This window comes from Arthrobacter sp. CDRTa11 (genome assembly GCF_026427775.1).
Taxonomy (GTDB): Bacteria; Actinomycetota; Actinomycetes; order Actinomycetales; family Micrococcaceae; genus Arthrobacter.
In genome coordinates this window covers 4,386,268-4,411,048 of the sequence record NZ_CP044532.1, presented here as the reverse complement: position 1 = coordinate 4,411,048, position 24,781 = coordinate 4,386,268, and the positions used below count along the sequence as shown (strand labels likewise).

The 24,781-nt window shown below is 62.8% G+C and carries 20 protein-coding genes; 5 read left to right on the top strand and 15 right to left on the bottom strand.

What is annotated here, in order from left to right; translation table 11 throughout:
* Positions 1-6: 6 nt before the first annotated feature.
* The 10 genes from F8G81_RS20050 to map form a co-directional block, all read right to left on the bottom strand.
* The gene (locus tag F8G81_RS20050) at positions 7-1,035 is read right to left on the bottom strand and encodes a carbohydrate ABC transporter permease (RefSeq protein ID WP_267276386.1); all 1,029 of its coding nucleotides are present in this window, start codon (positions 1,033-1,035) and stop codon (positions 7-9) included.
* A 3-nt stretch (positions 1,036-1,038) separates the two neighbouring features.
* Positions 1,039-1,992 (bottom strand): carbohydrate ABC transporter permease, encoded by a 954-nt coding sequence (locus tag F8G81_RS20045; protein WP_267276385.1) that lies wholly within the window; start codon positions 1,990-1,992, stop codon positions 1,039-1,041.
* A gap of 83 nt (positions 1,993-2,075) precedes the next feature.
* A complete protein-coding gene (locus F8G81_RS20040; protein ID WP_267276384.1) occupies positions 2,076-3,425 on the bottom strand; it encodes an ABC transporter substrate-binding protein in 1,350 nt (449 codons plus the stop codon).
* A 261-nt stretch (positions 3,426-3,686) separates the two neighbouring features.
* The gene (locus F8G81_RS20035; protein ID WP_267276383.1) at positions 3,687-7,766 is read right to left on the bottom strand and encodes a beta-L-arabinofuranosidase domain-containing protein; all 4,080 of its coding nucleotides are present in this window, start codon (positions 7,764-7,766) and stop codon (positions 3,687-3,689) included.
* 298 nt (positions 7,767-8,064) lie between these two features.
* A complete protein-coding gene (locus F8G81_RS20030) occupies positions 8,065-8,364 on the bottom strand; it encodes a winged helix-turn-helix domain-containing protein (RefSeq protein WP_267276382.1) in 300 nt (99 codons plus the stop codon).
* A gap of 185 nt (positions 8,365-8,549) precedes the next feature.
* Positions 8,550-10,019: an aspartate ammonia-lyase gene (locus F8G81_RS20025; RefSeq protein ID WP_267276381.1), complete on the bottom strand. Its 1,470-nt coding sequence runs from the start codon at positions 10,017-10,019 to the stop codon at positions 8,550-8,552.
* 195 nt (positions 10,020-10,214) lie between these two features.
* Positions 10,215-10,946, bottom strand: coding sequence for a FadR/GntR family transcriptional regulator (locus F8G81_RS20020; protein ID WP_267276380.1), 732 nt, complete (start codon positions 10,944-10,946; stop codon positions 10,215-10,217).
* A gap of 66 nt (positions 10,947-11,012) precedes the next feature.
* Positions 11,013-11,534, bottom strand: a complete 522-nt coding sequence (locus F8G81_RS20015; RefSeq protein ID WP_267276379.1) for a MarR family winged helix-turn-helix transcriptional regulator — start codon at positions 11,532-11,534, stop codon at positions 11,013-11,015.
* A 160-nt stretch (positions 11,535-11,694) separates the two neighbouring features.
* The gene (locus F8G81_RS20010; RefSeq protein WP_267276378.1) at positions 11,695-12,549 is read right to left on the bottom strand and encodes an alpha/beta hydrolase; all 855 of its coding nucleotides are present in this window, start codon (positions 12,547-12,549) and stop codon (positions 11,695-11,697) included.
* An 89-nt stretch (positions 12,550-12,638) separates the two neighbouring features.
* On the bottom strand, positions 12,639-13,409 hold the full coding sequence (gene map, locus F8G81_RS20005; RefSeq protein ID WP_267276377.1) for a type I methionyl aminopeptidase: 771 nt from the start codon (positions 13,407-13,409) through the stop codon (positions 12,639-12,641).
* A gap of 52 nt (positions 13,410-13,461) precedes the next feature.
* Between map and F8G81_RS20000 the strand changes: the two genes are divergently transcribed.
* Positions 13,462-13,734 (top strand): helix-turn-helix domain-containing protein, encoded by a 273-nt coding sequence (locus F8G81_RS20000; protein ID WP_267276376.1) that lies wholly within the window; start codon positions 13,462-13,464, stop codon positions 13,732-13,734.
* A gap of 138 nt (positions 13,735-13,872) precedes the next feature.
* A complete protein-coding gene (locus tag F8G81_RS19995; protein WP_267279309.1) occupies positions 13,873-14,466 on the top strand; it encodes a DUF1992 domain-containing protein in 594 nt (197 codons plus the stop codon).
* On the opposite strand, the gene F8G81_RS19990 is transcribed toward F8G81_RS19995, so the two are convergent.
* Positions 14,463-14,999, bottom strand: coding sequence for a GNAT family N-acetyltransferase (locus F8G81_RS19990; RefSeq protein WP_267276375.1), 537 nt, complete (start codon positions 14,997-14,999; stop codon positions 14,463-14,465). The two genes, F8G81_RS19995 and F8G81_RS19990, sit on opposite strands and share 4 nt — an antisense overlap.
* Before the next feature lie 75 nt (positions 15,000-15,074).
* Here F8G81_RS19990 and F8G81_RS19985 point away from each other — a divergent pair, with 75 nt between their 5' ends.
* Positions 15,075-16,469 (top strand): alpha-amylase family protein, encoded by a 1,395-nt coding sequence (locus F8G81_RS19985; protein WP_267276374.1) that lies wholly within the window; start codon positions 15,075-15,077, stop codon positions 16,467-16,469.
* Between the two features lie 22 nt (positions 16,470-16,491).
* Here the strand turns inward: F8G81_RS19985 and F8G81_RS19980 are convergent, their stop codons facing one another.
* Complete coding sequence (locus tag F8G81_RS19980; RefSeq protein ID WP_267276373.1) at positions 16,492-18,675, bottom strand: transglycosylase domain-containing protein; 2,184 nt, start codon at positions 18,673-18,675, stop codon at positions 16,492-16,494.
* A 211-nt stretch (positions 18,676-18,886) separates the two neighbouring features.
* Between F8G81_RS19980 and F8G81_RS19975 the strand changes: the two genes are divergently transcribed.
* Positions 18,887-19,519, top strand: a complete 633-nt coding sequence (locus tag F8G81_RS19975) for a PadR family transcriptional regulator (RefSeq protein ID WP_267276372.1) — start codon at positions 18,887-18,889, stop codon at positions 19,517-19,519.
* Positions 19,520-19,545: 26 nt separating this feature from the next.
* Here the strand turns inward: F8G81_RS19975 and F8G81_RS19970 are convergent, their stop codons facing one another.
* The gene (locus F8G81_RS19970; RefSeq protein ID WP_267279308.1) at positions 19,546-20,853 is read right to left on the bottom strand and encodes an ammonium transporter; all 1,308 of its coding nucleotides are present in this window, start codon (positions 20,851-20,853) and stop codon (positions 19,546-19,548) included.
* A gap of 350 nt (positions 20,854-21,203) precedes the next feature.
* On the opposite strand from F8G81_RS19970, the gene F8G81_RS19965 reads away from it, so the two are divergent.
* Positions 21,204-22,034, top strand: a complete 831-nt coding sequence (locus F8G81_RS19965) for an alpha/beta fold hydrolase (RefSeq protein WP_267276371.1) — start codon at positions 21,204-21,206, stop codon at positions 22,032-22,034.
* A gap of 146 nt (positions 22,035-22,180) precedes the next feature.
* On the opposite strand, the gene F8G81_RS19960 is transcribed toward F8G81_RS19965, so the two are convergent.
* Both F8G81_RS19960 and F8G81_RS19955 read right to left on the bottom strand, forming a co-directional pair.
* Complete coding sequence (locus F8G81_RS19960) at positions 22,181-23,542, bottom strand: aspartate aminotransferase family protein (RefSeq protein WP_267276370.1); 1,362 nt, start codon at positions 23,540-23,542, stop codon at positions 22,181-22,183.
* Between the two features lie 48 nt (positions 23,543-23,590).
* Positions 23,591-24,667, bottom strand: coding sequence for a phosphotransferase (locus F8G81_RS19955; RefSeq protein WP_267276369.1), 1,077 nt, complete (start codon positions 24,665-24,667; stop codon positions 23,591-23,593).
* Between the last annotated feature and the right edge of the window lie 114 nt (positions 24,668-24,781).

Here is a 24,781-nt window from a genome sequence, read left to right as displayed (position 1 = left end):
CTGCGCCTACTTGACGGCGCCGAGCGTAACGCCGGTCTTCCAGAAGCGCTGCATGGCAATCATAAAAACGGCGAGCGGAATGATGGCCAGGAGCGAGCCAAGGATCAGCATGCTGGTCCCGTCGATGCTCTCACCTTCAAGGGTGCGTTTTCCGGACCAGGCGTAGAGGCCCAGCGCGAGCGGCCAGTTTTCCTTGCCGGATGCCCCCAGCATGGTCAGCGGCGTGAAGAAGCTGTTCCAGTTGCCCACAAAGGCGAGCAGGAAGATGGTGGCGGCGCCGGTGGTCATCAGCCGCATGACCACCTGGAAAAAGATGCGGACCTCGCCGGCACCGTCAATCCGCGCTGCTTCCAGGATTTCGGGCGGGATGGCCCCTTCGATGTAGACCTTCGCCAGGTAGACGCTGAATGGGCTGATGAACGAGGGAATCAGGACCGCCCACGGGCTGCCGACGAGTCCCCAGGCGGAAAACTGGAGGTACAGCGGAATGGTGAGCAGTGCGCTGGGCAGGAGGAAGGATGCCACGACGGCACCGAAGACAGCCTTTTTCCCCCAGAACTCGTAGCGGGCCAGGCCGTAGCCGGCGGCCAGCGAGATGATCATGCCGACAAAGGAGCCGACGCCCGCATAGAGGATGGAGTTGAGCATCCAGCGGAGGAAGAAGCCCTCGTCGTAGATAAAGATCTGCTGCAGGTTCTCCCACAGGTTGAACTCGGCGAACCAGAGTGACTCGAAACCGGTGGAGGCGTACAGGTCCGCCTGGCCTTTGGTGGAAGCGACGATAAGCCACCAGATGGGGCCCGCGGAGTAGATGACGGCCAGGCCCAGTCCTGCCAAAACCAGCAGCTGCGTGGCTCGGTTCTGCTTGGCCCCGACCGGCAGGCCGCGGCGGGTGAGGCTGGCGCGGCGTTTGGCGCGGCGCCGTTCCTTGGCCGAGAGGTGGCCGGTTTCTTCAGACGGTGAGGGGAGGATGACCGGTGCCAGCGCCGCATCGTCCTGGGCTGCTGTGCTGGTGGCGGGGGTGGTGGTGCTCATGGCTCAGGCTTCCGGCTTGTTGGTGAATTTGTAGTAGAAGAAGGACACCAGGGCGATGACAGAGGCGAAGACCAGCGAAAGTGCCGCTGCGTAGTTGTAGTTGTTGGCGTCGAAGGCCTGGTTGAAGATCATCAGGGTGGGCGTGTAGTCCTTGGTGACCACTTCCGGGACAAAGGAGCGGAACAGCAGGGGCTCCGCGAAGATCTGGAGCAGCCCGATGATGGAGAGCATGCCGGTCAGGACCAGCGCCGAGCGGACAAACGGAACCTTGATGGAGAAGGCAATGCGTCCTTCGCCCGCGCCGTCAATCCTGGCTGCCTCGAAAAGCTCCGGGCTGATGGCCTGCAGCGATGCGTAGATGATCAGCATGTTGAAGCCGATGCTGTCCCACGTGAGCAGGTTTCCGATGGAGGGCCACATCATGGCCTCGGAGAGGAAGTTCCAGTCAAGGGAGAAGAACTTGCCGATCTCGGTCAGCGGCCCGATGTTGGGGGAGTAGAGGTAGATCCATACCAGCGTGCCCACGATCCCCGGAATCATGTAGGGAACCAGGAGCCCAATGCGGAACCCTGCCACCACCCGGCCCTTCAGGTAGTCAAGGCCCAGGGCCAGCAGCAGTGAGATGGCCAGCTTGATGGGAACCTGGATGCACGCAAAGACAGCCACCCGTCCCATGGATTCCCAAAAGCGTGGATCAGTGGCGGCGGCAATGAAGTTGTCCAGGCCAACAAACACTGTCTGGTTCCCGCTCAGGCCCAGCCCGGAGGATTTTACGGTGTACAGGCTCTGCACCACTGCATAACCAATCGGCAGGATAAAGAGGATGATGAAGCCGATGACGAAAGGCAGGGTGAACGCAGCGCCCTTGGCCGCCAGCAGCGTCCGCCACGTAATGCGCCGGCGTGGAACTGCGGGTGCGGGGGCGGAACTTTCCGTCCTGAGGATCTGCGTGGACATGGGTCTTCCTTCAAAGTTCTGGTGACGATGCCGTTGCCGGGAGTCCCGGCCCTGCGGCCGGGACACCCTCTGGACGGGCAGGGCTACTTGGACCCGTCGACGACGTTGATGCCCTTCTTTTTCAGGTCATTCACCGTCCATTCCTGCATGTGTTCGAGAAGGTCGGTAACCTTCTGCTGCTTGGTGATGACCTTGGCCCAGCCATCAGCCATTTCCGTGTACATCGCGGTGTAGTTGGGGCCGTAGGTCCAGTCCCCTGCGATGTCCTTGGACGCCTGGGTTGCCACCTTGACGGCCTGGGCGTGGTTGGCGCCGAAGAGCTTTTCCGGCAGCATGTTGGCGACATAGGCATCGGAGTCAGCTACGGCGGGGAACGCCGAGGAACCCTTGATGGGGTCTGCGGCCAGCGTGACGGATTCCTTGTTGGTGGCCAGCCAGACGGCTGCCTCGGCTGCCGCCTTCTTGCTCTTGGACTGATCAGTGACGAACGTGCCGCCAATGGGGCTGACGTTGGCCTTGCCGCCGGTGCTGAATTCCGGGATCGGGGCTGCAGCCCAGTTGCCGAAGGATTCCTTGAAGTTGTTGACCATGCCGTTGGTGGACCAGGTATAGATGTGGCGTGTGGCCGTGTTTGCCTTGTCGTACATCTGCTGGACGGCGGCGTAGTCGGCGAAGGTCTGCGTGGAGATGGCGTCTTCGTCGATGAGCCTCTGCGTTATGTCTGCTGCCTCGAGGGTGGCATCGTCCAGGAAATTGATCTTCCAGGAGTCGCCGTCCACCTTGTACCAGGAGGCCCCGGCCTGCCAGGCCCAGTTCACCAGCGTGGAGGGGTCCTCGCCTGCCATGTTGGTCAGTTTGTGGCCTGCGGCTCCCAGGACCTTGCCCTGGTCCGCAAACTCCTCCATGGTCTTGGGGGGTTTGAGGCCCAGCTTGTCATAGACGGGGGTCTGGTAGACGAAGAACTGGGGCGCCTGCGCGTTCGGCACAATGTAGTTCTTGCCGTTCACCTGGGAGGACTTGAAGGCGGAGGCCTTGAACTCCTTCTCAGCGGGGGTAACCCAGTCGGTGATGTCCGTGATGATGTTCTCCGCCACCAGGGGGACCACCCAGTCCTGGATTCCCTGGTGGAGGTCCGGGGCGTTGCCCGCGGAGGCGGCGTTGCGCAGGCCGTTCAGGGCGTCGCTGCCGCCCTTGACCTCGGTGAACTTGATTTGCACGTTTTTGTGGGCCGCATTGAACAGCTTGACCTGTTCGCCCGTGCCCTTGGCCCAGCCCCAGTATTCGAGCGTGATGGGCTTGTCGTCAGTGCCTGCAATGCCGGCATCTGCGGTGCTTGAGGCCGACGGCGTGGGGGCGGCGCCGCCGCATGCCGCCAGGGTGGCCGCCGTCGTCAGGACCGCCACGCCCGTCAGTAAACGCTTCATAACTTTCATGATGCTCCTTGGAGAAAAGGTTTTCCCTGCCGGCACCGTTGCCGCCGACGTCATTGGGGTAGGTAGGAAAACGTTATCCCCAATAATGGGGGATGCATCACGGCGAGTCAATATGCAGGACGGAATGGTGCAGAACCGCCATGAATATTTCCCGGCTCTTCTTCCGTTTCCCGGCGCAAGCCCTGAACGATGGCATCACCTCCAGCAGGGCAGGAGGAACGACGACGGCGTGACCCGCCGTCGTCGTTCCCGGTTCCATGTTTACCCGCAGGTGAGCCCCGGAAAGTCCACATCGGCGGTATGGGAGACCGGCACACCGTCAAGGGTTGCGGTGGCCGCGACGCGGACAGCGCCGGCAGGGATCGAGGCCGCGTTCGTGGTGAACGTTTGGGCTGCCTTCTTGCCGGGCTTCAATGCCTTGACCGACTTCTGGCCGTAGGGGGAAGTGAGCGTCAGCGACATGGGAACCGCCTCGTCATTCCGAACCTCGACCGAGAGGACTGCCTTGCCCTTCACGCATTGGGTGGTGGCTGTGACGGTCAGGGCCAGTGCGGGTTCGGGCTCTGCGCGGACGATGGCAATCTGGTAACTCACCTTCGTGACGTGATCCTGTGCGTATGACGTCAGCACGATGTTCGTTGGTTCCGTGCCGGCATCCAGGGGTATGCTGCGCGGTTTGGTGTCATCGATCAGGATGTCGCCGATGGTGACCAGTCCGCTCGCTGCTGCAGGATCGGTGTCCAGAGCCACAGTCGTGGCGTCCGTCGGCACCGTCAGCGTGTAGGAATGAACACCGGCCGCCAGCGCCGGGCTCAGCACACCGGTGTCGGAGGTGAGTGCCTTGAGCTCAGCGTTGGTGTCGAAGGTGTTGGTCGTCGTTGTGTAGACGCCGTAGACACCGCCCACGAAACTGATGCCGTTGCCCTGGAAACGGACGGTGACCACGGGGATCTTGGCGCCGTTGGCGTCCAGCACGTAGTTGCCGTTCTGGTCCCGCTTGTAACTGTCCTTGGCCGCGATGCCGTCCAGGACAGCCTGCGGGATCTGGTCGTACTGGATGTACCAGCTGGTGGCGCCGTTGGCGTTGGTGATCACCTCGTGCTTGAGCAGGACGTCGTTGAGGTACACATCGAAGGTCCGGCCGTTATCGCCCCCGAAGTAGCGGACGCCGAGGTAGTTCTTGGCCAGTGCCGGGTCAACGATCATGTCGTACTGGAAGTAGGCGTCGGTGGCCCGCTGCCCGTCCCGGTACGGCTGCCCCAGATGGGTGCCTACGCCGGACTTGTTGTACTTGTAGTTCTTGTCCGCTTCGCTGTTGTTGTTATCGAAGGAAGTCAGCGAATCAATGGTGGTCTCGTCGATCCGGAGTTGCTCCTTCTCCCGCCGGATCAGCGCCTGCGCTTCGGCGGAATCGGGCTGGACGAGGGTCATGTAGATGGCGTAGCGGGCGTTGTACAGGCTGTAATACGGCTCGAAAGCCAGGGCGGCCGACGCCGTATCCACGTTCCTGAGGGAGAACCGCATGGTTTCGACACCGTTTGCGTTCACGCCGTTTTCGCTGCGGACGAGGTTGTTTTCAATGCCGGCCTTCCAGGCCACTGCATCCTGGACGACGACGTTCGAATTAACCGTCTTGTCTGCGGTGCTCATCCGGACGAGGACGCCGGCGGTGTAGGCAGCGTCCACGTTGTTCCGGTTCAGCTCGGTGGCAAGCAGCACCGGACCGTACTTGAAGGCCACCCAGTTGGCGTTCTCGGTTTCGTCGTCCACCGTGACCTTGGCGGGCATCGTGTAGGAAATCGCGTCTCCTGCAGCAATCGGGACCACCACGTAGCCTGCCGATGTGAGCGGCGCGATGTCGGTGACAACTCCGTTGATGCTGAGCGTTGGTGCTCCGTTGACCCAGGACGGGATCCGCAGCCTGATACTGGTTCCGTCAGCCACGGCGCCGCCGTCGAGTCCGGCAACCTGCAGCGTGACGGTCTCCTTGTTGGGCACGTCAGCCCTCTGCGTCAGCTTCAGGTTATGGCCTGCCGAGCGGAGGACGGACGAGCGGAACTGGTTCACATACACCGAGCTTGTGTCTTCAAAATAGATCGAGTCCCCGAGCTTGGTGAAGCTTTCGATGCCGGTTCCGTGATCGCACCAGAACTCGTCCTGCTCGTGCCCGAAGACCTTGGCATAACCGGCGGCCATCGGCTGGAAGTAGGTCACCATGCCGGTCTCCGGGTTCTGGACCGGCAGGACGGAGTTGATGAACGCGGACTCGTAGTAGTCGGCGTACTTCACGTCCTTCGTTACCTGGAACAGCGCACGGGAGAGCTTGAGCATGTTGTACTCGTTGCAGCCCTCCGAGGTTGAGTTTTCCCCGTAACCGGTGGTCTGGCCGTTGGTTGCATACTGGTGGAGCGTGTCCGGGGCATGGAAGTGCTCGGACTGGCTGTTGCCGCCGTTGGCGTAGGTGTGGTGGTCATGCACTATGGGCCAGAAGTTTTCGGCCGCTGTGCGGTACATGTTCAGGTTGGACTTCTCGGCATCCGTCAGTGTGGCGTAGAGCCGTGGATTGTCCGTGAAGACGGTGTAGCGCTTGAGGGCGCCGATGAGCTTAGGAATGGTGGTATTCGCGTGGAGCCCGTTGAGGACGTCCTGGCCGGCGGCAAGCTTCTGGAACAGCGTGATTTCATCGAAGTACTCGGCTGCCCGCTTGTGGGCGGGCTTCTCGGTGACGCTGTAGAGCTCGTACAGGGCCTCGTTCATGCCGCCGTACTCGGTGTTCAGCAGTGCGGCGGGGTTGGCCTGGCGTCCGGCCCAGTTGGTGATCCAGGTGCCGAACCCGTCAGCGACGGACAAGGCTGTAGCGGACACGGTGCCCGGGGCGTTGTCATGGGCCTCGAGCAGGCCGGCCACAACCTTGTGCAGGTTGTAGAACGGAACCAGCAGGCCGTCGGCGCCCGACGGCAGGTATGTCACGGGGAAGGGCGAGACGAAGCCCGCATTGGCTGGATCTTTGGCCGCGTACGCGTCCTGGCACCGCTTCAAACCGTCGACGGCGGACGTCAGCTTCGCGAGCAGCGCAGACTTCGTTGTCGGGTCGGTGGTGGTGGAGTACGCCTGCGAGAGGGCTGAGATGTAGTGGCCGAAGAAGTGGCCCTGGAACCGCGTGCCGGTCTCGCGCTCCCAGCCGCCGTAACCGGCCGCCGTCGTCGGTGTAAGCCCTGCCTGCTTGTAGAAGGAGAAGAGGAACTTCTCCGGGTCCAGGCTGAGCAGGTAGCTGATGGTTTTCTGGTTGCCGTTCACCAGGTAGGGGTCCTCGACGGTGACGTCGCTGAGGCCGGCCTCGAGCAGGTAGACCGAGGATTCGAGGCCCTCCGGGAGTACCTGGACGTTGAATGTTTTGGTCACGGGATTGCTTCCTCCATAGGTGCCTGTTGCCGTGAGAGCCACTGTGACGGGTGAGCTGCTTGGCGGTGTGACGGTTGCTGCGCCCCCGCTGATCGCGATGATCGCAGAATTGGATGACTCCCAGCTGATGCTGGTTCCCCTGGAACCCTCCAGCGGGACGGTGAAGTTGGTGCTTGCGGTGGGCGGGACGGTGACTGCATCGAGGTCTGACTGCGCAACGGAGCTAGCGTCAAAGCCGGGGTTGTGTGCCTTGGTGAGGGCCACAACATCGGTAGTGGAAGCGACGCCGTCGTAGACGGTGTAGTCGTCCAGCAGGCCGTTGAGGTGAGCACCGTTGTAGAGGGGCCCGTTGTAGCCGAGGGTCTTGGTGGTGGTGCTCTCGGAGCCGAGGACGCCGGTGGCGGTCCCTGTAACCGGGAATTTCACGATGGCTGACTGGCGGACGCCGTTGCGGTAGATGGCGACGTTCTTGGTCGCCTTGTCGTAGGTGGCCACGATGTGGGTCCACTGGTCGGTGGGAAAGAAGCTGGCGCGGGGTGCGTCAACGGCCACCTTGTAGGGCTGGCCGGTGGAAGGTCCGATGGAGAGGGCCAGCGGAGTGGTGTTGCTTTCGGAGGTCAGGTACCACCCATCCGAGTTATAGGCCTGCTTGTTCCAGGTGAACACCTGCTCGCCGGCCATTGCCGCATTCGGCTTGAACCAGAACGAAACGCTCAGGTTCGAGGGCTGCAGATGCGCGGCAGTGCCGAGGTTCACGGCATTGGAGCCGTTGAAATTGAAAGCCTGCCCGGCCAGGCCGGTGCTATATGCCGCAGTTCCCTTCTGCATGGAAACCGCATTTGCCTTGGGGCCTACATCCGTAAGGTTCCCTTCGAAGGGCAGCTCAAGGACTTTGCTGTCGTCCAATGATGTTTCCGCCGCGGCGGCGGGCAAAGTCATGGAAATTAATCCTCCCACCAGCATGATCACGCTGGTGATCGAGATTGCACGTTGATTCAGGGGCACTCTGGCCTCTCTCCCTTGAGACGGCCCACCTGCCTATTTCTAGCCGACAGTCGCAGTCTTCTGCGCACCCAGGCGGTGGGATAAGAGATGTTAGCGTTAACAATTCTGCCGCACAAGGATGATCCATCCAGCGCCTGCATTCGGCTGGAAATGGCCAACGACGGCGGGATCCCTGCTGGGGGTCCCGCCGTCGTCGGCTGGTTTTTCTACGGCTGGTTTTCTATGAGCGGTGCTAAACGCGGACGCTGGCCGCGGCGGGGGTGAGGGCGTAGAAGGGCGTAAACCCCTCCCGGGTTCCCGGGGAAATGTTGGAACGGACGATCGCCGCCTTCTCAAGCGCTGCGAGGTGGTACCTCACACAATCGCGGGAGCAGACGATGTCGCTGCTGATATCTGCCACCTTGCTGGCGCCGTTGCTGGCAAGGTAGTCGATGATTTGGGATCTGATCGGACGGCGCCGTTCTTCTTTCCTGCGGGCGTCGTCGTTCCGCGTGCGGTGCGCGGTGGCAGGGTTTTGGAGCTCAACGGTCATTTTCCAAGGCCTTTCATGGGGTTGAAGAGGCAAAGCAGTGGCGAGGGTCGCTGTGCCGGTGGTGCCTGGGGTGGCGGACCGGCACAGCGGGCTCTCTTTCTGTCTCATTCAGAGGGGAATTTGGGCACGTCGGTGTGCCCCTCTTCCCGGGTAGGGCAGGGTCTGCGGGTGGTGCTGGGTGGGGACTACTGCTGGTTGGGTTCTTTGGTGAGGTTTGCCAGGCGTTCGGGGCTGAGGAGTTCTTGGAGCTGCGCGTCGGTGAGCAGTCCGTGTTCGAGGACGAGTTCGGCGACGCCTTTGCCGGTGGCGAGTGCTTCCTGGGCGATGGCGGTGGCCGTGGTGTAGCCCAGGTGCGGGTTTAGTGCGGTGACCAGGCCGATGGATTGTTGGACGGTCAGGCGCAGGTGTTCGGTGTTGGCGGTGATGCCTCGGATGCAGCGTGCGGTGAGGGTGGTGCAGGCTGCCTGGAGGTGGGAGATGCTCTTGTGGAGGCTGTGGACGATGATGGGTTCGAAGGCGTTGAGTTGGAGTTGTCCGGCTTCGGCGGCCATGGTGATGGTGACGTCGTTGCCGATCACTTCGTAGGCGACCTGGGAGACTACTTCCGGGATGACGGGGTTGATCTTGCCGGGCATGATGGAGGAGCCGGACTGGACGGCGGGGAGGTTGATTTCGCCGAAGCCGGCGCGCGGGCCGGAGGAGAGCAGGCGCAGGTCGTTGCAGGTTTTGGAGAGTTTCACGGCGACGCGTTTGAGGACGCCGGAGAGGTGCACGAACGCGCCGACGTCCTGGGTGGCTTCGATCAGGTCCGGCGCGGTGACCAGGGGCAGGCCGGTGATTTGGGCGAGGTGGCGGCAGGCGGCTTCGGTGTAGCCGGCGGGGGCGTTCAGGCCGGTGCCGATGGCGGTGGCGCCGAGGTTGATTTCGTGGATGAGCAGGTTTGCTTCGGCGAGCCGGAGCCGGTCTTCGCCGATGGTGATGGCGTAGGTGCCGAATTCCTGGCCCAGGGTCATGGGCACGGCGTCCTGGAGTTGGGTGCGGCCCATTTTGACGACGGTGCGGAATTCCAGGGCTTTGGCGGCGAAGGCTTCTTCGAGTTCTTCGAGTGCGGCGAGGAGTTCCTTGACGGCGAAGATGGTGCCCAGTTTCACGGCGGTGGGGTAGACGTCGTTGGTGGACTGGGAGAGGTTGACGTGGTCGTTGGGGTGCAGGCGGGTGTATTCGCCTTTGGCGTGGCCGAGGATTTGCAGGGCCCGGTTGGCGATGACCTCGTTGGCGTTCATGTTTGAGGAGGTCCCGGCGCCGCCTTGGATGACGTCCACGACGAACTGGTCTGCGTAGTGGCCGTTCATCACGTCGGTGCAGGCCTGTTCGATCGCGGCGGCGCGTTCGGGGTCCAGGAGGCCGAGTTCGAGGTTGGTGCGGGCCGCGGCCTGTTTGACCGCGGCCAGGCCGCGGACCAGGTGCATGTTCGAGGACAGCGGCTGGCCGGTGATGGGGAAATTTTCCACCGCGCGCAGGGTATGCACGCCCCAGTAAGCCTCCGCCGGGACGTCCCGGTCACCAAGCAGATCATGCTCAGAACGCGTAGACGCTGCCTGTCCATTGCTGGCGGCGATAGTGGTTGCGGCTGCGGTGGTGCTCGGGGTACTCATGGGGTCCTTACAGGGCTTCGTTGACGGGTTTGGACGGATTAGTGGTTTGGGGAGAAGAAAAATCAGCAGCTGGCAGCGCGCCCGGCACGCGGAGACGTATGGGTTGTGGCGACGGAAACGGTACGGTTCCGTGCGGAGAAGCGCTCAGTGGAGGTGCCTGGGTTCGTGGTGCGGTGCTGGGATCCGGGTTGATGGTCAGCCTGTGCGGCCAGCGGCGGCCTTTCCGCTTCCAGGGACGATGGTGCCCAGGGCGCACTCCACGCCGTGCAGGTGCATGGTCATGGCCTCCGAGGCGTCCTCGGCCGAACCACGCTCGATCGCATCGAAGATGCGGGCGTGCTCGTCGCCGGACTCCTTCCGGCGGTCGGCCACCAGGTTGAGGGTGTTCGATTGGTTGGCCATTGCCTCGCAGATATCGGACAGGAATGATTCGAAGACGCCGTTGCCACTGGAACGGGCAATGGTCACGTGGAATTCGGTGTTGAGTTGAACCCACTGCTGGAGGTTTTCGGCCTCGGACATTTCCCGGAGAATCTCCCGGAGGGCCTCGAGGTCTTCACTTGTCCGGCGCTGGGCTGCGAGGCCTGCGGCCGGAACTTCCACGTGGGGGCGGGCCTCCACCAGGGCGCTGGCCGAGTATTTACCGAGCTTGAGGTCCTGGGCCACCTTGTCTGCGATGACGAAAGTGCCTTTACCGGTATGCGTGGCGGTCAGGCCGAGGGCAGTGCATGACCTGAGGGCTTCGCGGACCATGGTCCGGCTGACTCCGTACTGCTTGGCCAGCGACGCCTCTGAATCCAGGCGTGTGCCAACGGGAATCTTGCCGCCCTCGATGGCGCCGCGAAGGGATGCGAATACAGCTTCAGCGGCACCCACTCGCACCACTCGATCTTGTCCAGCTGTCCAGCTGTCCAACAGGTCATCCATACCCAAAGCATGGCACCAGTCGCAGTATGTGTCAACGGGCTCCCGAAATGTTGCGGAGCGTGGGCTTTAGCCCGCTGCAGCTCCGGACCGCTGGCCCTGGTCGAGGCCGCGGAGGCAGTAGTCGTTGGGGTCGATGGCGCGGGTGACCCGTCGGCCGATGTTGGTCAGCTGCTGGACCTGCGCCTTGGTGAGCGGGTCAAAGACCAGCGTCCGCACTTCCTCCACATGCCCCGGTGCAGTTTTGACCACCTTGTCCCACCCCTCATCGGTGAGGATCGCCAGGGTATAGCGGCCGTCCGTCGGGTCCGGTGTGCGGCGTACCCATCCGCGTTTCTCGAGTCTGCCCACCACCTGCGAGAGGCGGGGGAGCGATCCTTCGGCGATCACGGCCAGTTCGCTCATCCGGGCGGTCCGGTCCTTGCTCTCCGAGAGCCCGGCCATGACCTGGTATTCGAAGTGGCTGATCCCTGCATCGCGCTGGAGTTGGGCGTCGAGCGCGGAAGGCAGCCTCATGATCACGCTGGTCAGTGCGAGCCAGGCGTCCCGCTCTTCGGACGTCAGCCAGCGGGGCTCTTGCGTTGCATCCATCCGCTTATCCTATCGCTTCACGCCTGAAGTCATTTTTGGGATAATTCACTTGCATCTTTAAGTGTATAAGGTATGCATGTCACTTAAGCATTGAAGTCATTCGAAGATTGGAAATACCATGGATATCCTCCATGCCCCACGCAGGTGGCGCGCCATGCGCTCACCGTGCCCGGGACCATGAGGCGATGAGATCAATCGCGATAGTGAAGGCATCGAGACGCGGACGGTTCAGGAACCCATGACGGGACCCGGGCAGGACGTGCTGTTCGACGTCGATTCCTGCCGCCAGGAGTTCTCCCGCGAACTGGTCACCGGATGCGCGCATGGCGTCCCGGTCGGCATTGATCATGAGGGTTGGAGGGAAGCCGTCCAGGACGTGCCCTCCGGGAAACGCGAAAGGGTCAGCCAGCGCGGACGGTGTGCCGGCATAGTTGCGATTAACGGCGTTATGGATCCATCGGGAATGCGTGAGCCGGCGGTGGCCACGTAGCCGTCGTTGGACGTGGTGCGGCCGGGGATGTGACGAGTGGAAGAAGCCGTAGGCAAGAACAATCCCCCTCGGTTTCAGCCCGCCGTTGAGGGCGCGGAGGGCGGCGGCGGAGGCCAGGCAGGCTCCGGCGCTTGCTCCGCCGAGAATCACTCCACCCGGTGACTCACCGCCCACAGTTCGGAGCGCGGCCAGGATGTCTTCTACGGGAAGGGGAAACCGCCCCCGGGGGCGCCTTCCGCCTCTGCCGGCCCAGGCCAGCCCGGGAAATGGCGCCAGGCGGTAGTCCACAGTGGCAACCGGAAGCCCGCGCTGGGCAAGAGCGCGGGCGACGTCATGGGCTTCTGGCTGATCAAGGCCACCGGCAAAAAAGCCTCCGCCATGAGCCCAGACCATCGTCGGGACCGGTGCTGCCGCTGCACTCTCAACTGCTGGCTGATACCAGCGGATGGGGACAGGACCGCACGGCCCTGGGGCTGAAGATTCGACAACCTTGAGTTCACTCACATCAATGAAGGACGCCGCCATGCATTCGACCATAGCGTCAACTGCGCAGCACACAGTTCGCGGGCACTGGTTGGAGGCCGGTACCGATGGCGGGGCAGCTGGAATGCCCTCTAGGCCAGTTGGGTGAGGATGACCGGTCCCGATTCCGTGACGGCGATCGTGTGCTCGGAGTGCGCAGTTCGGCGGCCATTGGAGCTGCACAGGGTCCACCCGTCAGGAGCTGTGACGAGTTTGCTGGTGCCGTCCATAACCCAGGGTTCGATGGCCAAAAGCAATCCGGGGCGAATCACGTATCCGCGTCCGGGTATTCCGGTGTTTGGAATGTGCGGGTCCTGGTGCATGGTGCTCCCCACCCCATGTCCGCCAAATTCCTTGTTGACCTGGAAGCGGGCTGCTTCGAGCACTGACCCGATGGCGAAAGAGATATCGCCAATCCGCGCTCCGGACTGGGCTGCATGAATGCCCGCCACAAGTGCTTTCTCGGTGGTTTCAATCATGTGCCGGTCAACAGGCGCAGGAGAATCGCCCACAACGAAGCTGATCGCGGAATCGGTGACCCAGCCGTCAACACTTGCTGCGAAATCCAAAGTCAGCAAGTCCCCTTCCATTAGAACGTAGTCATGGGGGAGTCCGTGCAGAACAGCATCGTTGACGGATGTGCAGATCACTTTTCCAAACGGGCCGCGCCCAAACGACGGGGCGTAGTCGACATAACAGGAGCGGGCGCCTGCGGCCCGGATCATCGAAGCTGCCCAATCGTTAATTTCCAGGAGGTTCGTGCCCGGCCTGGTTCTGTCCCTCAGGTCCGACAGGGTCCCGGCCACAAATTGGCCGGAGCGGCGGGCCTGATCAATCTCTCGGGGCGTAAGCAGTTCAATCAATGATTCCTCCAAATGCGGACCGTTATTATTATAACGGTACTATGCTTGGAAGATGGTCAGAGTCCCCCTAAGCCCAGACGAGGTGCGTGCTGGGAAGCTGCTCGGCGAAATGCTCCGGAGCGCGCGGGGCCAACGGACGTTGGTACAGGTGGCCCTTGGCGCAGGCATATCCCCTGAAACCTTGCGGAAAATCGAGACAGGTCGAATTGCCACACCGTCCTTCATGACAGTTGCGGCCCTTGCCGAAGAACTTGCCCTCTCCTTGGATGACATCCAGGGAACGCTGCGGCGGTCCTCCGGTGAGACGCTCGATGTAGCTTCCTGACCGGCCTGCCCCTTTTCTTGCCGGGCAGCAGCTGCGGCAGACAAACCGCTGCGTAGACGCCACCGCCGTTGAAAGCCGTTGCCGGCGCCTGAATACTTGAAGGTGAAGGTTCCAACGGGTGCAGGGCGGTGGCAGGCAATGAGCGGCGGGTCGGGGGACTTCAGGAGGCGGATGGAACGCGCTGCGGAAGTTCGTTCTTATCGCGGCGCAGGCATCAGCCCGGAGGAAGAAGCCGAGCTTGAGGCCGTTGACAGCCAGGAGCGGCAGAAGCGCCGGAAAGTGGACGACGCCGCCCGGGTGGAATACCTCATCCGCGATGCCATGGCCCAGGGCAAGTTCGACAACCTCAAGTACGCGGGCAAGCCGATCCCGGGGCTGGGGGAGCCCTACGATCCTGACTGGTGGGTTAAGGGCCTGCTCCAGCGCGAGAACGTCAGCGGCCTGGGGCCAAAAGCCATCCTGCTCCGCACCGAGGATGCCGAACTGGACGCCAGGCTGGACGCCCAATTCACCGAGAAACAGGTCAGGGACATCCTGGACGACTTTAACGCCAGGGTCATTGACGCCCGCCGGCAACTCCAGGGCGGCCCGCCGGTCATCACCAAAACCAGGGATGTGGAGGCCGAAGTGACCCGCTGGAAGGAGCGCCGAACAGCCCGGGCCCCCGAACTTCCTTCGGAACCCGAGCCAAAGCGCTCCTGGTGGCAGCGGCTCTGGCACGGATCCGCCTAGGAAGCCGCTGTAACCACAAAAAGCTCACAGAGGGAGTTGTAGTACCGGGACGTCTGGCCGGTGTGCCGCATTCCGATCCGTTCGCAGACCTTCTGTGAAGCCAGATTGGTGGGCGCAGTGACCGCCACGACCTCCTCCAGGCCGTTGTCAAAGGCGTACTCCAGGACAGCGGCGGCGGCTTCGGAGGCGTAGCCGTGGCCCCAGTGATCGGGGTGGAAGTGCCAGCCGATTTCCGTGTCGCCGGATGGCTGGAGGGGCACCGAACCGCCCGACGCCGGGATGGATTTCAGGAGCAGGGCGCCGGCAAGCTGGCCGGTGGCCTTGAGTTGCACTGCCCAGACCGCGTGTACCGGATGATCCATCTGGCGCCACGCCAGAATGCGCTCCACAGCCTGCGACCGAGCCGTCATGATCTGCGCAGGGTTGCCGATGAACCGCTGTACCTCCCAGCGTGAGTAGAGGTCGAAGGCGAAATCGGCATCGTCCTGCTCCCAGGCACGCAGGATCAGCCGGTCGGTTTCAAGGTTCTGCACTTTCTTATCCTGCCATGCGCCTTGGACGGTCCGGCCAGTTGGATTGAATGGCCAGTGGTGCAGCAGAATGGGGCAATGGCAGAACCGAGTTGGGTCCAGCACGCCGTATGGTGGCACGTCTACCCTCTGGGGTTCTCCGGAGCCGAAAAGGAAGCCCTCCCGATCGGGGCCGCCCCCGAACACGGGCTCAGGCAACTGATCCCGTGGCTCGATTACGTCCTCGAACTGGGAGCTTCCGGTCTCGCCCTTGGGCCCGTCTTCGCCTCGGAAACGCACGGCTACGACACCACGGACTACTTCCGCATCGACCCCCGCCTGGGCGATGACGGCGACTTTGACCATCTCATCCACGAAGCCCACGCGCGCGGCATCAGGGTGCTCCTTGATGGCGTATTCAACCACACCGGCCGCTTATTCCAGCCTTTCCAGGACGCCCTGAAGCACGGGCCGTCCGCCCCGTCCGCAACCTGGTTCAGGATCAATTGGCCGGACAAAGGTGCCCTTGGCCACACCCCGCCTGATACTGAGCCGGACTATGAGGACTTCGAGGGCCATCACCACCTGGTGGCCCTGAACCACGATGAACCGCAGGTGGCCGGGTTTGTCGCAGCGGTCATGAAGCATTGGCTGGACCGCGGCGCCGACGGGTGGCGGCTGGACGCAGCCTACGCGGTGCCTTCCGGCTTCTGGGCCACGGTGTTGGCGGACGTCCGGTCCAGCCATCCGGACGCGTATTTTGTGGGGGAGTACATCCATGGGGATTACGCGGCCGAGGTGGGCAACGGGACCCTGGATTCGGCCACCCAGTACGAGCTGTGGAAGGCGGCGTGGAGTTCCCTGAACGACACAAACTTCTACGAACTCGCCTCCGCGCTGGAGCGCCACAACTCCTTCCTCAACACCTTCGTCCCGCTCACTTTCGTGGGAAACCATGACGTCACACGGATCGCCAGCAAACTCAAGGACCCGGAGCTGCTGCCCCACGCCCTGGTGGTCCTCTTGACCGTGGGCGGCACCCCGTCCATCTATTACGGCGACGAGCAGGCATACCGCGGTGTCAAGGAGGACCGGGAGGGAGGCGATGACGACGTCCGGCCCGCGTTTCCCGCCTCGCCCTCGGAGCTGTCACCCCTGGGGGAGGATGTTTTCCGGCTGCATCAGGAGCTGATCGGAGTACGACGGCGGCACAACTGGCTGCATACGGCCCGCACCAGAGTGCTGGCCCTGGCTAACGGCCATCTTGTGTACGAAGCAACAGCCAGTCAGCGGACCGTGGAAGGCAGAGCCGGCGAAGGCGGGGGATCCGAAGGTGGGAACGTGGTGGTGGCCCTCAACCAAACCGCACAGGAAGCGGCCCTTGAGGTCCCGCCGTCGGCCACTGTCCTGCTGGCAGGAAACGGCCGGCTGGAGGGTAACAGCCGTGTGTCCCTGCCCGCGAAGGGATGGGCGATCCTGTCCGCCGGCGGCTGAGGCGCCCCGTGCCCTCCGCCGTTTAGCGGCCGGGACTCGGGGTAGGACCGGGTGATCCCATCATGGACGGCGGCGGCGGTGCGAACGGGTTGGTGGGGTAAAGCTTGCCCACCTGCTGCATGTAGTTGGCCCATTGCGGGCCGGCGATCATGTAGCCGTCCAGGCGCTGATAGAAGGTGCCGTTGATGGTGACGTTCTGGCCGGGGCGTTTCTGGCCCTCCAGCGCGTCGCCAAAGAAGGATGCCGTGGCCAGGCTCGACGTGTAGCCAACTATCCAGGTGGCCCCGTTGTTGTTTGAGGTGCCGGTCTTGGCCGCGATGGGCATTTGGGTGTGAAGCTTGGGGTTGATGTACACGCCGGAGCCCACCTTCAGCACATCCTGGAGTACCGCGTTCACACCGCGGGCCACGTCCGGCTTCACGGCGTCGCGGCATTCGCTGGTCTGCGCCGGAAGCTTCCCGCCGGTCAAATCAGTCACGTCCGCCACGGCGATGGGGGCGCAGTAGCGGCCGTCATTGGCGAAGGTGGCAAAGGCGTTGGCCAGATGAAGCGGTGCCACCCCGATGGCGCCCAGCAGGTTGCCCAGCTGGTGCATGTTGATCTGGGCGCCGTCGAGGCCGCTGTGCAGGCCCACGGCATCCACCATTTTCTGGATGCCGCAGAAATCCAGTTGGGCGGCGGTAGCGAAGGTGGCGGTGTTGATGGAGTTGTAGAGCCCATAGTTGATGGGCATGCGGCGGTAGTAGCCTTCGTCGGCGTTCTGCAGGTCATCGGCGGCGCCCAGTTCGGGGTTGTTCTGCGCCGTGCTGTAAGCGCCAAGCACCTTCCCGCAGCTGGACCGCCAGGGGAATCCCAACGGATACACCCGCTGGGAAGCGTCCACTTCCGCCGTCATGCTCTTGCCCTCGTTGAGCCATTGCGCGAACGTGAACGGCTTCATGGTGGATCCCGGCTGGAAACCGCCGGCCCCATTGAGGTCGTTGCCCTGCGGGTCCTTGGCGTCCACGTTGAAGTTCAGATGGGTGTCGAACTTTCCCTCCTGCGGCAGGAACACAGTGTTCTGGGCCATGGCCAGGATTTTGCCGGTGCCCGGCTGGATGGTCACCAGCGCTGCCCCCCACCTGTCCGGATTTGCCCCGGCGGTACCGTCAACCTGCGCCTGGGCGGCGGCCTGCAGCCTGCTGTCCAGCGTGGTGACGATGGTGAGCCCGCCGCGGTACAGCTTCCGCTCGCGCTCGCTCAGGCTGTTGCCGTAGGCCGGATTGTTCAGGATCAGATGGGAAATGTAATCGCAGAAATACGGTGCCATGGTGGCGTACGCGCAGCCCTGCTTCGCGGGGTTGAGCTTAAGTTCAATGGGAGTTGCAACTGCCGCGTCGTGCTCCTCCTGGGTGATCTTGTCGAGCGCAAGCATCTCACCGAGCACCTGGTTGCGCCGGGCAAGGGACTTGTCCGGGTTGATGGCCGGGTTATAGAAGCTGGGACTGTTCACCAGGCCGGCCAGCAAGGCGGCCTGCGGCAGCGTGAGGTCCTTGGCGTTGCTGCTGAAAAAGTACTGGGAAGCGGCCTCTATCCCGTAGGCGTCGCGGTTGAAAAACACGATGTTGAGGTAGCCCTCGAGGATTTGCTCCTTGGTGAACTTCTTCTCCAGCGCGATGGCCAGCTTCATCTCGCGCAGTTTGTCGCCGATGCTCTTTTGCCCGCTGAGGATCACCTCGTCGGTCTTCTCCTGGGAAAGGAACGATTCGTTGATGACGTTGGTGACGTACTGCTGGGTGAGCGTGGATGCGCCCTGCCGTCCGCCGTCCTGTGAGACGTTGAAGATTGCAGCCCGCAGAATCCCCTGCGGATCAATGCCGGCGTGGTCATAGAAGCGGCTGTCCTCGATGGCCACAATGGCGTCCACGACATAGGGGGAAATCTGATCCAGCGGGACCCTGACCCGGTTCTCTGCGTAGAAGGTGGCAATCGGCTGCCCGTCCGCGGTCAGGACCTTGGTGGATTGCGACGGCGGTGCGACGGTCAGTTCGTCAGGGAGCTTCTCAAAGAAAGTAATGGAATTTGTGACCCCATAGCCGGCGGCTGCAACGGCCGGAACCACCAGGCTCGCGGCGAGGACACCGCACAAGGCACTCGCAAAGAAGAAGCCGATGACCCTTCCCAGGGTTGCGGCAAACCCCTGCCCGCGTTTCTTCTTTTTCGTCATTTTTCAGCCCTCAAGCTAGCGACGTGGGTTCAGGATACGCCGCCTGACCTGCTTCCTCCAGAGCCAGGACAAGGTGATGCCAACCCGCAACAATCGCTTGAAAAACTCTTGACCACCGATAGTCACCGATATATCGTTAAGTATCGGTGACTGGTTCACCGAATGTATTTCACCGTGTATAAGGAAACTGAGATGGAAGGACGATGCCGGTATGAAAGGCATTCATGACGACAAATTTTCGGACGGCGGTTTAGGCCGCGGACGCTTCGAACGCGGCAGGGGCCGCCGCGGACCGCACGGGCACCGCGGCGCCGGATTTGGGCCCGGATTCGGCCCCGGGTTCGGGCCGGGTTTCGGCCCTGGGTTTGGACCAGGGCGTGGATTTGGTCCCGGTTTTGGCCCCGGCTCCCGGAGGGCCAGCAGGGGGGATGTCCGGTCAGCGATTCTGTCGCTTCTGGCGGAAGCTCCGTCAAACGGTTACGCGTTGATTAAAACCATTGCGGAGAAAACATCCGGAGCCTGGCGGCCGAGCCCTGGGTCCATTTATCCGACGCTCCAGCAGCTGGTTGATGAAGACCTCATCGCGCCGCTGAGCGAGGGACGGCGGACCGAGTTTACCCTGACTGACGCGGGAAGGGCCTATGTGAGTGAGCACGCCGAGGAACTGGATAACGCCTGGAGCGCCGAACCGGAGGCATCTGGCCAGGCTTTTTACCAGAGTGTGGGAAAGCTGATGGGTGTCATCCACCAGTTCCGGCATGCGGCCACGGAAGAACAGCGCAATGCCGCAGTGGAAAAGATCGACGAAACCCGGCGCGCGCTTTACCACATCCTCGCGGACTGAGCTCCTGTCTCTCTCCTGGACTGAGACTAGGCGAAGGTGTTTTGCCGGGCCGGAGCGGCGACGGTGTCCGCCGGCGTCGTGGGGATGTTGGCGGGGCTGAATCCGGTGCCGTGTTCCCCGAAGGCGTAGGCCGTCTCTGCGTGCTCGGCGAGGTCAACTCCTACTGTTTCGGCTTCAGCGCTGACCCGGAAACCGACAGTCTTGTTGATGGCCCGGCCTATCACGGCGGTGACTGCGCCGGACAACAGAACGGTAACCAGCACTGCCACGGACTGCGCCACCAGTTGCTGCAGGCCGCCGCCGTAGAAGAGGCCGCCGCCCTGGCCGTCCACAGGAAGCGCGATGAACCCGAGCGCCAGCATTCCGATCACGCCGGCCCCAAGGTGGACACCCACCACGTCCAGCGAATCGTCCAGGCCGAAGCGGTACTTCAGGTCCACAAAAATGGCGCAGGCAGCCCCGGCCACCAGCCCCAGGCCGACAGCGGCCACTGGGCTGATGTTGGCACAGGAAGGTGTGATCACCACGAGGCCGGCCACCACGCCGGAAGCGGCGCCGAGGGATGTGGGGTGTCCATGGCGGATCTTTTCGGTAATCAGCCAGCTGAGCATGGCAGCGGCTGGGGCAACCAGGGTGTTGACCCAGATGAGACCGGCCTGCTCAGCGGTGGTGGCGGCACCGCCGTTGAAACCGAACCAGCCGAACCAGAGGATGGCTGCGCCGAGCATGATGAACGGGACATTGTGCGGGCGGTGGTTGGGGTCCTTCGCGAAACCCTGGCGCTGGCCCACGATCACCGCCAGGACCAAGGCCGCCGTACCGGAGCTGATCTCCACCACCGCGCCGCCGGCGAAGTCGATGACCTGCCCGAACACTGCGGTGATGGCGCCGCCAGCGCTCATGAGGCCGCCGCCCCAGATCATGTACGCCAAGGGGCAGTAGACCAGGGTGATCCAGAGCGGGACAAACAGGGCCCAGGCGCTGAACCTGGCGCGGTCCGCGATGGCTCCGCTGATGAGGGCCACCGTGACCATGGCGAACGTGGCGCTGTAGCCGGCCTTGATCAGGTCAGGTGAACCCATCAGGCTTTCCAGGCCAAAGCTGGTGAAGGGGTTTCCGAAGATGCCAAGGACCCCTTCGCCCGTGGTCATGGAGTAGCCCCACAACACCCACACGACGCCCACGATGCCGGCGGAGATGAAGCTCATCAGGATCATGTTCAATGCTGCCTTGGCGCGGGTCATGCCGCCGTAAAAAAGGCCGAGCCCCGGCGTCATGAGCAGTACCATCCCGGCCGAAATCATCAGCCAGACGTGTTGAGCAGTGATCTCCACCAGCGGTCCCTTCGCGTTATGCATGAATGCGGGACTGTTCCTTCCGTCCCCTGCTTCCCCGGGTCAATATTTGCGGCCCTGTGTTTCCATTGCTGCCACGCCAGATTGCGGGCACGTTACACACCGGGGCATTTTGTGAAGATCGCATGACCGGAGTGTTTCGGGCAGGTAAACGGGTGCTCTTCTGCTGCGCGCCACAAAGGTGCCAAGCCCTGGCATTTCCCGTCCGGTGCGAGGGATCAGGCGCCGGGAAGGTGAGACGGCGCCGTCGGCACTCGATGCGTCCCATATTTCCCGGAGATGAACGCGGGCTCACCGGGCAGGCGGCAGCGGTGACGTAGCGTGAGGGCATGTCTGTGTCCCCGCCGCTGTCTGACCTGATGCTTACCACCGCGCCGGGGGTATTGATCCGTTGCTATGACACGGGCGGAACCGGGCCCGTTATGGTCATACTTCACGGCCTGGCCGGCAGTGCCGCTGAATTCTTTCCGACGGCGGCGGCCCTGCCGGAATTCCGCATCATCTTGATGGATCAGCGCGGCCACGGCGGAAGCACCCGGATCCCGGGCGACGTCTCCCGCGAGGCGTACGTTGCCGACGTCGTCCGCGTTGTTGAGGAAGCAGCGGCGGGTCCGGTCACACTGGTGGGGCAGTCCATGGGCGGGCACACCGCGATGCTGACCGCTGCAGCGCGGCCGGACCTGGTATCCCAGCTGGTGCTGCTGGAAGCCGGCGCCGGGGGAGGCAGGCCGCAAGACCACGAGTCGATGGGTGAGTATTTCCGGTCCTGGCCGGTGCCTTTCCCCAGCCGAAGGGCTGCCCAGGAATTCCTCGGCGACACACCCCTGGCCAAGGCCTGGGTGGCTGACCTTGAGGAACACCCGGACGGTTTCCGGCCCCGGTTCGACGCCGATGTAATGGTCCAGGCGATCAGCGCGGTGACGGTGGCCCGGTGGAAGGAATGGGAGCAGGTGTCAGCGCCCACGCTGGTGGTTTACGGCGGCAAAGGCATGTTCACGGAGGCCGAGAAGGACGAATTCGTGCGGCGTGGCCGTGATGTGACCCGCGTGGACCTCCCCGAAGGCTCCCATGACGCCCATCTGGATGCGTTCGAAGAATGGGTGGCCGCCCTCAAAAAGGTGACCACCCGGCGTCGTAATTTAGAAGCGAACGGCGCTTGACGCGCTTGCTGCCCGTGGTGTAAATGATGTCGTTTAGGATTCTCCTTTTTCTGAACCAGCGTGTGTTGACAGCAGGGGTGCCTTCCATCGGAAGGCACCCCTGCTGTCATCGTCGTCAGAATACGCCCGTGCTCTCGAACCGGTCCTTAGCGCAGTGAATTGAAGGCGCGGCCCATTCCTTCGAGCAGGCGGTCGGCGTCGCTGCTGGAGAAGGGCATTGGGGGGCGGAGCTTGAGGACGTTTCCTTGGGCGCCGCAGGCGGAGATGAGGATCCGGTCTTCCCGAAGGGAGTTCACGATGGCCGCGGCCGCCTGCCCGTCGGGTGTGAGTGAGGCCCGATCGGTGACGAGGTCGACACCGATGAAGAAGCCGCTTCCGCGGACTTCTGCCACCTGGTCCAGGCCCTGGGAGAGGTCTTTGAGCCCGGTGATGATCTTCTCGCCCACCTTGAGGGCGTTTTCGATCAGTGATTCCTCGCGGATCACGTCCAGGACGGCCTGGGCGGCGGCGATGGCTACGGAGTTTCCGCCGAAGGTGTTGAAGTAGCGGATGTTCTTGCCGAATTCCACGAGCAGTTCGGGTTTGAAGATGGCCGCCGCAACGGGGATCCCGTTGCCCATGGGCTTGCCGATGGTCACGATGTCCGGGACGATGCCGTGGCGTTGGAAACCCCACCATTCAGCTCCGGTACGGCCAAAGCCGGGCTGGACTTCATCGGCGATGTACAGGCCGCCGGCGGCGTGTACTTCTTCGATGATGGGGCGCAGGAAGCCTGCCGGGCCGGCGAAGACACCGTCGGAGGAGAAGATGCTGTCGGCGATGAAGGCCGCCAGTCCGATGCCGTGCCGGTGAAGATCGGCGATGGCGGCACGCACCTGGTTCCGCAGGTGATCCTCCAGCGACCCTTTATCCGATGAGAACCGCAGGGCGTCGGGGGCGTCGATGACCCGCACGTTCGCGCCCAGCGGCACACCGATACCCAGGGACGGCGAGAAGGATGATACTTCCGCTGTCAGGCCGTGGTACGCGCCGGAAGTGACGATGATGCCTTGGTTTCCGGTGACGTATTTGGCCACGCGCATGGCGAGGTCATTGGCTTCGGATCCGGTGCAGGTGAACATGACGTTGCCTAGCTCGGCCGGGAAGGTGGAGAGGAGCTGCTCGGAGTAATCGAGGATGGATTCCTGGACGTACCGGGTGTTGGTATTCAGGGTCTGCATCTGCTCGTGGACGGCTGCGATGACCTTTGGGTGGGCGTGGCCCACCGATGGGACGTTGTTGTACACGTCCAGGTACTCGTTTCCCTCCGGGTCAAAGAGCGTCACGCCCTTGCCGCGGACGATTTCGATCGGGGTGTCATAGAAGAGCCGGTAACTCGGTCCCAGGCTCTGGTCCCGCCGTCGGATGCTTTTCTGCATCTGATCCGGGAGCTCACCGAGGCGGTTGGGATCAAAGCCATTGATCATGGCCCGGGAAGGCTTGCGGATGGTTTGGGGAGTGTTGCCCATGATTTTCTCCTTGAAGGCTAGTGAGTCTGGTTCAGCGTTTGATCTGGTTCAGGGTCCGACGTGGTTGAGGGTGGGATGTGCGGTCTGTGGTGCCGGCGTGGCTGCGGTGGCGGCGAGGCGGTCCCAGTCCGGTTTGGAGTGGGAGAGGAGGTAATCGCGTCTTTGCGGCAATTGACTCGCACGCCACTGCGTGATCAGTGCGCGCAGGAGCAGGCGGGCCTGGGCTGAGATGATCAGAGCTTCCAGCTCCGCCTCGGGCAGCGGGCGGATGCTCAGGTAGCCGTCCATGACGTGCAGTGCGTGTTTCCAGGGGCTGGCCGGGTCTGTTCCGAGCAGGTTGGCCATGGTGACGCTGATGTCGAAGATCACCGGGGTGCGCACGACGTCGCCGAAGTCGATGATCCCGGTGACGTATTCCGGCCTGTCCGGGTCGATCAGGACATTGAACGGGCTGAAATCCCCGTGCACAATCTGGGAGGTCAGGGAACCCAGAAGCGGAACCACGTTCTCGTCGAACCGGTCAAAAATGTCTTCGGCCAGGGAGCGTTTGTGCGGCTCATCAACGTAGTCAAGCAGCGGCCGCATCCGGTGAAAGTGTTTCAGGTCCCACAGGAGCAGCCGGTCCGCACGGGCATGATCGAAGTCCTGCAAAGCAAGGCCGACGCGGGCCAGGCTTGAGCCCACCAACTGAAGCTGACCGGCGGAAGCGTCGTGACTGGCCAGCAGATTTCCGGGCATGAAGCGCATCACCCGAAGCACCCGGTCAAAGGGTCCCTCTGGTGCCGGAATGAGGACTTGCGGATCTCCGCCAAGGCTCCTGACCAGGCGCTGGACCGGAAGTTCCGGGGCAGTGGTCTCCAGATGCTCCATGCAGGCTGTTTGAAAGTGGACGATCACCGGGTCCTCATCCGGCGGCGACACCTTCACCAGAAAAGTTTCTTCACCGTCCCAGAGGCGGAAAGTATCGTCCTTCTCCGTCGGAATCCGGACCAGGGTCCCCTTCAGGCCATAGGACTGTTCGAGGAGCTCCAATACAGTCGAATCGGCGAGCTGGGACTGCTCGGCCAAGAGCCCACTCTCGGACGCGACGGCGTCGAAAAACTCGGAGTCGGTACTGACAGCCATGTCCTAGGCTCCTGCCGCTAAAGGGGGAAATTGATAAAGGTACTGAAAATGTTGATCTGCTCTGCTGTTCAACAGTTCTACATCACAGAGTATGCCATGCAATGGCTTTGGATC